Annotated in this window: 7 protein-coding genes and 1 pseudogene; 3 read left to right on the top strand and 5 right to left on the bottom strand. The window is 70.2% G+C overall.

Annotation, left to right across the window (positions count from 1 at the left end; translation table 11 throughout):
* The 3 genes and pseudogenes from QH290_RS30920 to QH290_RS30910 all read right to left on the bottom strand — a co-directional run.
* Nucleotides 1-353 (bottom strand): annotated as a pseudogene (locus QH290_RS30920) (bifunctional 4-hydroxy-2-oxoglutarate aldolase/2-dehydro-3-deoxy-phosphogluconate aldolase); the annotation flags it as partial.
* The gene (locus QH290_RS30915; RefSeq protein WP_280267070.1) at nucleotides 350-1,954 is read right to left on the bottom strand and encodes an N-acyl-D-amino-acid deacylase family protein; all 1,605 of its coding nucleotides are present in this window, start codon (nucleotides 1,952-1,954) and stop codon (nucleotides 350-352) included. The gene QH290_RS30915 and the pseudogene QH290_RS30920, both read right to left, overlap by 4 nt.
* Nucleotides 1,955-1,968: 14 nt before the next feature.
* The gene (locus QH290_RS30910) at nucleotides 1,969-3,264 is read right to left on the bottom strand and encodes a type III PLP-dependent enzyme domain-containing protein (RefSeq protein WP_280386733.1); all 1,296 of its coding nucleotides are present in this window, start codon (nucleotides 3,262-3,264) and stop codon (nucleotides 1,969-1,971) included.
* Between the two features lie 129 nt (nucleotides 3,265-3,393).
* On the opposite strand from QH290_RS30910, the gene QH290_RS30905 reads away from it, so the two are divergent.
* The 3 genes from QH290_RS30905 (at nucleotide 3,394) to QH290_RS30895 (ending at nucleotide 5,840) form a co-directional block, all read left to right on the top strand.
* A complete protein-coding gene (locus tag QH290_RS30905) occupies nucleotides 3,394-4,425 on the top strand; it encodes a sugar kinase (RefSeq protein WP_280386731.1) in 1,032 nt (343 codons plus the stop codon).
* 247 nt (nucleotides 4,426-4,672) lie between these two features.
* Complete coding sequence (locus tag QH290_RS30900; RefSeq protein WP_280267073.1) at nucleotides 4,673-5,446, top strand: IclR family transcriptional regulator; 774 nt, start codon at nucleotides 4,673-4,675, stop codon at nucleotides 5,444-5,446.
* Nucleotides 5,439-5,840 carry a RidA family protein gene (locus QH290_RS30895; protein WP_280386729.1) on the top strand — a complete coding sequence of 134 codons (402 nt, stop codon included), beginning with the start codon at nucleotides 5,439-5,441 and terminating at the stop codon, nucleotides 5,838-5,840. The genes QH290_RS30900 and QH290_RS30895 overlap by 8 nt, the downstream gene beginning before the upstream one ends.
* 11 nt (nucleotides 5,841-5,851) lie before the next feature.
* Here QH290_RS30895 and QH290_RS30890 read toward each other — a convergent pair whose 3' ends face one another.
* Both QH290_RS30890 and QH290_RS30885 read right to left on the bottom strand, forming a co-directional pair.
* The gene (locus tag QH290_RS30890) at nucleotides 5,852-6,868 is read right to left on the bottom strand and encodes a hypothetical protein (RefSeq protein ID WP_280386727.1); all 1,017 of its coding nucleotides are present in this window, start codon (nucleotides 6,866-6,868) and stop codon (nucleotides 5,852-5,854) included.
* 28 nt (nucleotides 6,869-6,896) lie between these two features.
* Complete coding sequence (locus QH290_RS30885; protein WP_280386726.1) at nucleotides 6,897-7,025, bottom strand: hypothetical protein; 129 nt, start codon at nucleotides 7,023-7,025, stop codon at nucleotides 6,897-6,899.
* Between the last annotated feature and the right edge of the window lie 233 nt (nucleotides 7,026-7,258).

Here is a 7,258-nt window from a genome sequence, read left to right as displayed (position 1 = left end):
TCCTGCCCGGGGGCGGGCGTCAACCCCCCCATCCCCCCGGGTATGTCGGGGGGGGCCGGGGTCGCGGCGCCCGCGCCCCGCAGGCCGGGGGTGACCAGGAACCGGGCGCCGCTGCCGATTGCCTGCTCGGCCTGCTCGGCGGTCAGCACCGTGCCCGCACCGACCACCGCGCGCTCCGATGCGGCGGCGGTGCGCAGCGCCTCCAGCACGCCCGGTGTGGTGAAAGTCAGCTCCACCGTGCGGATTCCGGCCTCGGCGAGGGTATCGGCCAACGCCACGGGATCGGGGATCCGCGGCGCGCGCACCACCGTCAGCACGCGGTCGGCGCGGATCACGTCGAGGGCGGCCGTCACCGGGTCTCACCTCCGGTCATGCGCAGTGCACGCCCCGCGCGCACATCGGTCGGCACGCCCCCGTCGAGCGCGAACTCCCCGTTGACGAGGACATGGGCGATGCCGCGCGCCTGCTGTTTGGGATCTTCGAAGGTCGCGGTGTCGGAAATCGTTGCGGGGTCGAAGATTACGAGGTCTGCCGCATAGCCGGTCCGGATCAGTCCGCGCTCGCGCAGGCGCAGCCGCTGGGCGGGACGCCCGGTGAGGTGATTGACGCACTCCTCCAGGCCGAGCACCCCGAGCTCACGGACGTAGTGGCCCAGGTAGCGCGGGAAGGTCCCCCACGCCCGCGGATGCGGCCGGGCGCCCACCAGCAGCGCGTCGCTGCCGCCCATATGTCGCGGGTGGCGCATGATGGCCCGCACATTGTCCTCGTGCCCGACGTGCTGCAGGACCGTCGTCGCCAGCTGGTCGCGCCGCAGCAGATCGAAGAAGATCTCCACCGGCGCAACGCCTTCGGCGGCCCCGATCTCGGCGACCGTCCGGCCGACGTAGCCCGCGAGCCCGGGATCTGTCACGCCGCTGATCTGGATTGTCTCCCATTCGACGGTGACGCCGTGGCATCCGTCCGAACCGCGCACGTCGACGTCGAGGGCTATTCGCGCCCGCTGGTCCGCGTCGGCCAGCCGCGCCAGCGCCGCGTCGGGACCGCCGGACATCGCCCAGCTCGGCAGCAGCGCCGACAAGGTCGTCGCGCCGGGCAGATACGGGTAGGTGTCGAGGCTGATATCGCAGCCCTCGGCCAGCGCCGCGTCGACCATGGCCAGCAATTCCGGTGCGCGGCCGCGATTCACGCCGAAGTTCATGGTGGCGTGGGTCAGATTCAGCGCGCAGCCGGTGGCCCGGGCCAGGCCGATCATCTCGGCATAGGCCTCGAGTGCACCGGCGCCGTAGGAGCGGGTATGCGGTGCGTAGAAGCCGCCCGCCGCGGCGACCACCTCGCACAGTGCGGCCAATTCCGCTGTGTCGGCGTACATTCCGGGCGTGTAGGTCAGCCCGCTCGACATGCCGACCGCGCCCTCGGCCAGTCCCTGCGCGAGCAGTTCGCACATGCGCGCTGTCTCCGCCGCCGTGGCGGGCCGCCGTTCGGCACCGACGACCAGCAGGCGCAGCGTGCCCTGCGGTACCAGGTAGGCGGCATTGGGCGTGATGCCCTCGTCGAGCCGCTCGAGGTACTCGCCGACGCTGCGCCAGGAGATGTCGAGGTCGGCGGGATTGCCGTTCCACCCGGCGATCTGGCGGCGCAACACCGCCAGCGCCGCATCGTCGATCGGGGCGTAGGACAGCCCGTCCTGGCCGATCACCTCGGTGGTGACACCCTGGCTGAGCTTCGGCAGATGCTCCGGTTCGGTGAGCAGATGCAGGTCCGAGTGCGCGTGCATGTCGATGAAGCCCGGTGCCAGGGCCAGGTTCTCGCCCTCGATCACGCGGTCGGCCGCGGCCGCGGTACGCGGCGGGGCGATCTCGGCGATCCGCCCGCCGCGGACCACGACATCGCCGCGGTAGCGCGGTTCACCGGTCCCGTCCACGACGTCGATGTCGCGAATCAGTATGTCGCCCATGATGTTCCGCCGGATCAGAAGAAGGTGTGCAGGAGGTCGACCACGCGTGGCCGCGCGGCACCGGCGTCGTCGACGACCGGGATGAGCCGCCACTTGTCGAAGGCCGTGCAGGGGTGCGACAGACCCAGCCGCACCACGCTGCCGACCGGCACGTCGCCGCCCTCCGGCCATCGCAGGAAGGTGTGCTGGTCGTTGAGCGCCGACACGTGCGCGCCCGGCGGCACACCCTCCCCGCCCGATATCCGTTGCGGTACCGGCAGCCCCTCATCGAACGGCAGGTCCCGCTTCCCGGCGTCGAGCAGCGCCAGTCCCGGCTCCGGCCGCGACACCGCGCGCGCCCAGCCGTGCATGGCCGAGCGCAACGGACGCCCGGCGGACGGATCGGCCAGCGGCGAGATGCCGGAGTAGAAGCCGTCGTCATGTATGAGATAGGCGCCCGAGCGGAGCACCACCGTCGTCGGAACACCCTGTGCGCCTTGCTCGTCCGCCAATCCGGCAAGCCGCTCGACGACCAGGTCCGGATACGCGCTGCCGCCCGCGGTGACGACCGCGGGCCGCTCGTACCGGTCCGACAGGGCGCGGTGCAGCCGGGCCAGTTCGTCGAGGTAGCCGCGCACGGCCGCGACGGCGGCATCGGTACGGTCGTGCGCCAGGGCGCCCTCGTAGCCGCCGACGCCCGCCAGCCGCAGGCGCGCTGAATTATTCACCGCCGCAGCCACATCCAGCGCCTCGTCGACACTGCGGGCGCCGGTGCGGCCGTGCGGGCCGCCGAGTTCGACCAGGACCGACAGCCGCGCATCCTCGGGCAGACGGCGTTCCATCTCCCGCACGGTCGCGACGCTGTCGGCCCAGCTCAGCAATTCGAACTCGGGGTCCCGGCGCATGCGCTCCGCGGCCCAGCGCAATCCGACCGGATCGACCAGGGCGTTGGCGAGCAGGATCCGGGTCAGGCCGAAGGCGCGGCCCACCTGCGCCTGCCATCCGGTGGCCAGCGTGATGCCCCAGGCTCCGGCGGCCAGCTGCTCGCCCCACAGCTGCGGGGACATCGTGGTCTTGCCGTGCGGCGCCAGCCGCACGCCCGCGGCCGCCGCCCAGTCGGCCATGACCGCGAGATTCGAATCCAGCGCCGCGCGGTCGACGGTGAGTACCGGGGTCGCGAAATCGTCCAGATGCGGTGCCGTGGCGAGGAATTCACGCGCGGTGAGCCCCCAGGCGCTCGGCGGCAGCGACTTGTGCTCGGGCCCCAGCGTGCGATCGCTCAGGGCCGCTACCGCGGTGACGTCGATGCTCTCACCGATCTTGTTGACCACGGCGCTCCCTTCACCACAAACCATAGCTCTCATGCATTGCATATTTCACAACGCATGTTGCGCCTTGTGTTTTCGGTGGTTAGTCTGCACGAGACGACCCTCAGCCGCAAGCATTCGAAGGAGATTGGTGTGAGCTGGCCTACGCCGACCACGCCCCGCGCGGTCACCGTCGGCGAGGGACTCGCCGTCCTGGTCGCGCGGCCGGGCCCGCTCGAGGATTCACCGGTCTTCGACCGCTCGGCGGGCGGCGCCGAGGTCAATGTCGCCACCGTGCTCACCCAGCTCGGTATCGAGACGGCCTGGATCTCACGGGTCGGCGACGACGGATTCGGCCGCTATCTGCTGCGACACCTGGCCGAGCGCGGGGTCCACACGGGTGCGGTCTACACCGATCCGGCGCGGCCGACCGGCCTGTACGTCAAGGAGCGCGGCAGCGGGTCGAACCGAGCCACCGATCTGGCCACGGGCGCCAGCCGGATGCTGTACTACCGCGGCGGATCGGCCGCCAGCGCCCTCTCCCCCGCCGACCTGAGTGCCTGCTCCGCGCTTGTCGAGGGCTGCGAGCTGATTCACTTCACCGGCATCACCACCGCCCTGTCGCCGTCGGCCACCGAGCTCACCGACCGCCTGATCGCGCTGCCGCGGCGCGGCCGGATGGTCAGCTTCGACCTCAATTACCGTCCGGCACTGTGGATTCGGCGCGGCGAGTCGGCCGCGGACGTCCTCGCCCGGCAGGTGGCCGGGAGCGATATCGTCTTCCTCGGCGCCGACGAGGCCGAGGAGGTGTTCGGCACCGGCGATCCGGCCCGATTACGCGAATTATTCCCGCGCCCAAGGCATCTCGTGGTGAAGAACAGCGGCCATTCGGTCACCGGATTTCTCGGCGACGAGCATCGCGAGGTTCCCGCGCTCCGGCTGGAGGTCACCGAGGCCATCGGCGCGGGCGACGCCTTCGCCGGCGGCTACCTCGCCGCCCTCCTACAGGGCCGCCCCCACCAACAACTGCTCCGCTTCGGCCACCTGTGCGCCGCCGCCGCCCTCACCGGCACCGGCGACATAGCCGAACTCCCACCCCTCCCCCACCTCGAATCCCGCGCCACCGCACCAGATTCGGCCTGGCCAACACCCCCACCCCCCACCAGAGAGAATGTGCCCTCATGACCACCCACACCAGACATCACGGCACTGACGTCGCACCAAGGCCCAAGCGTCATCGAGGGATCGGCATGCGCAGTAAACGAACGACCGGCACGGCCCTGACTACCACACGCCCCGAGCGACTCGACACCCCGGCCCCCAAGGCCATTCCCCGACCCGCCCACACCCCCATCCCCCGACCGGCCCACACATCCAATCCCCGACCGGCCCACACATCCATTCCCCGACCGAGCGCCAGCGAGGGAGGGGCATGAGCCAAAGCCTGCAGCGCGCCCTCACCATCCTCACCGAACTCGGCGAGGATCGAAAATCGCTGGATCAGTTGGCGGCTCGGCTCGGCGTGCACAAGTCGACGGTGCTGCGCCTGCTGCAGACCATGGAGGCGCAGCGGTTCGTCACCCACGATGCCGAGCACCGGTATTCGCTCGGCGCGCGGCTGTTCGAGCTGGCGAACCGGTCGCTGGAGCGCCGCGACGTGCGCACCGTGGCCCGCCGTCATCTCGAGCGGCTCAATGCCGACACGGGCCAGACCGTGCACCTGGCCACCTACGAGTCCGGCGAGGCGATCTACATCGACAAGCTCGACGCCACCCAGAGCGTCCGGATGTATTCGCGGGTCGGGCGCCCCGCGCCGCTGCACTGCACCGCCGTCGGCAAGGTACTCGTGGCCGGACAGCCCCGCGCGCAGTGGCGGACGGTCGCCGAGCGTCTCGACTATCACCCGTTCACCGACCGCTCCATCCGCACCCCCGAGCAGTACCTCGCCGAGCTGGAACTCGTTGCGGCCCAAGGTTTCGCCGAGGATCACGAGGAGCACGAGAGCTTCGTCAACTGCATCGCCGTCGGCATCCGCAACGGCACCGGCACCGTGGTGTCCGCGCTGTCGGTCTCGGTGCCCGACATGCTGCTCGATCACGACCAGGTGCTCGGCCTGCTCCCGCGCGTGCGCGCGGCGGCCGACGCCGTTTCCGCCGAGCTCGGCTGGAACCCGAGCCCCGACCCGCGAAAGGCCGACCATGAGTGAGAAGATCGCCGTCCGCACCACCGCCGCACCCGCCCCCGCGCACACGTTCTCCCAGGGCGTGCGCAAGGGACCGTTCGTGCAGGTGTCCGGCCAGGGCCCGGTCGACCCCGCCACCAACGAGTATCTCTACCCGGGAGACGTTGCGGCACAGACGACCCGGACCCTGGACAACGTGCGTGCCATCGTGGAGGCGAGCGGCGCGAGCTTCGACGATGTGGTGATGCTGCGCGTCTACCTCACCGCGCGCGAGGACTTCGCCGCCATGAACGAAGCCTACGGAAGGTTCGTCGAGACCCACGCGGGTGACGTACTCCCCAGCCGCACAACGGTTTTCACCGGTCTGCCGCGCGCGGAGATGCTGGTCGAGATCGACGCCTTCGCCATCGCCGACTGACCACCGGCCGGTCAGCCCGCCAGGATCCCCAGCACCTGCTCCGAGGTGTAGAACGGCTCCAGTCGTTCGCGAATCAGCTTGGCCAGCACGCCGTTTCGCTTGGCGGCCTCGATCACGGCGGGGCCGTAGGCGAGGATCTCCTCGGCGATATCGTCGGGCGTCACGCCCAGTTCGGGCAGCAGCCCGGCCAGCGTGTGGTCGCCGTACTTGTCGAAGAACACCTCGACCGACTCGTCGAGCAGCAGCCCGACGTACTCCTTGTTGCGGGTGGTCACCACGATGCGATGCACGATCAGCGCCAGCTCCCGCAGGTCGGCCTGGCTCAGGTAGTCGCGCAGTCCGCTGACCGGCTCGCCCGCGTGCACATCCCAGAACTCCATGGCGGCGCCGTGCACCGGCGCATCCCGCAGGGTCTCCCGGATCGCGTTCGTCACCCGTTTCAGCGCGTACAGCGTGCCCTTCTCGGCCAGGGCGCCGACGCGGCTGCCCTCGGCGGCCTTGCGCGCGGACTTCACCGCGTTCTGCCCGATGGACATCAGCGAATTCACGCCGGGCACCTTGCCCGCGATCTTCTTGTTCGCCTCGAGGATGTCGTCGATCAGCATGTCGGTGAACTTCGCGGCGACCGGCCCGGCCGTCGGCGCCTCGCTCAGCCGGTCCAGCAGGCGCTCCTGGGCGTGGTGCATGCCGAGGATCTTGCGCAGCAGCGCCTCGACCGGCTCCCGCTCGACCACGTCGCCGAGGGTGTGGCCGTCGTTTGCGGCGATGTGGTCGTACAGGGCATCCGACAGCACGCCGACCAGATCCCGCACGATCGGGCTGTCGCTGCGGTCGACCACCTTGCGGACGGTCCGTTTGGCCTGCTCGACGGTCACCACATCGCGGAAGATGATGGTGTCGGCGACGCCGATCACCGACTCCACATCGCGCGCGACCACCTCGGCGAAGCGCTCTCCGCTCACCTCCGCGACGAGGAAATCCACCTGGGCATCGAGCAGGCGCTCAGCAATCTCCCGCGGTTCGGTCATCGAATCCACCCTCAATCCATTCCTGGCGTCACCCGGAATCGTTGCGGCGCACCGACTTCCGGATCCGATCCAGGCGTTCCCGCGCGGTCTTCTCCCGCGCCTCCCATTGTTCTTCGACGCTGCGGCCCGCCGGCGTCTGCGAATCGAGTTCGCCCATCCCCTGTGCGGTGCCGAAGCGATGCTCGACCTTATCCCGAACTGACTCGAAAGTAGGGACTCCGGATTCGGAGTATCCACCGGCCTCCTGAATACCCGTCGGTGGTAGGGGTATCTCGGAGCCCGGCGCGACCTGCCCGAATGTCCCAGACACCGGCCGAGCAGGCGGCGCTGATCGAGCACCACCCTCTCGGCCTGACCGAGATCCACGCCGCGGCCGGGCAGCGGGACATG

Origin of the sequence: Nocardia wallacei, from assembly GCF_029869545.1 — a bacterium.
GTDB lineage: Bacteria > Actinomycetota > Actinomycetes > Mycobacteriales > Mycobacteriaceae > Nocardia > Nocardia wallacei_A.
Note: the sequence above shows the minus strand (reverse complement) of the source record. Positions and strands in the feature narration are given on the sequence as shown.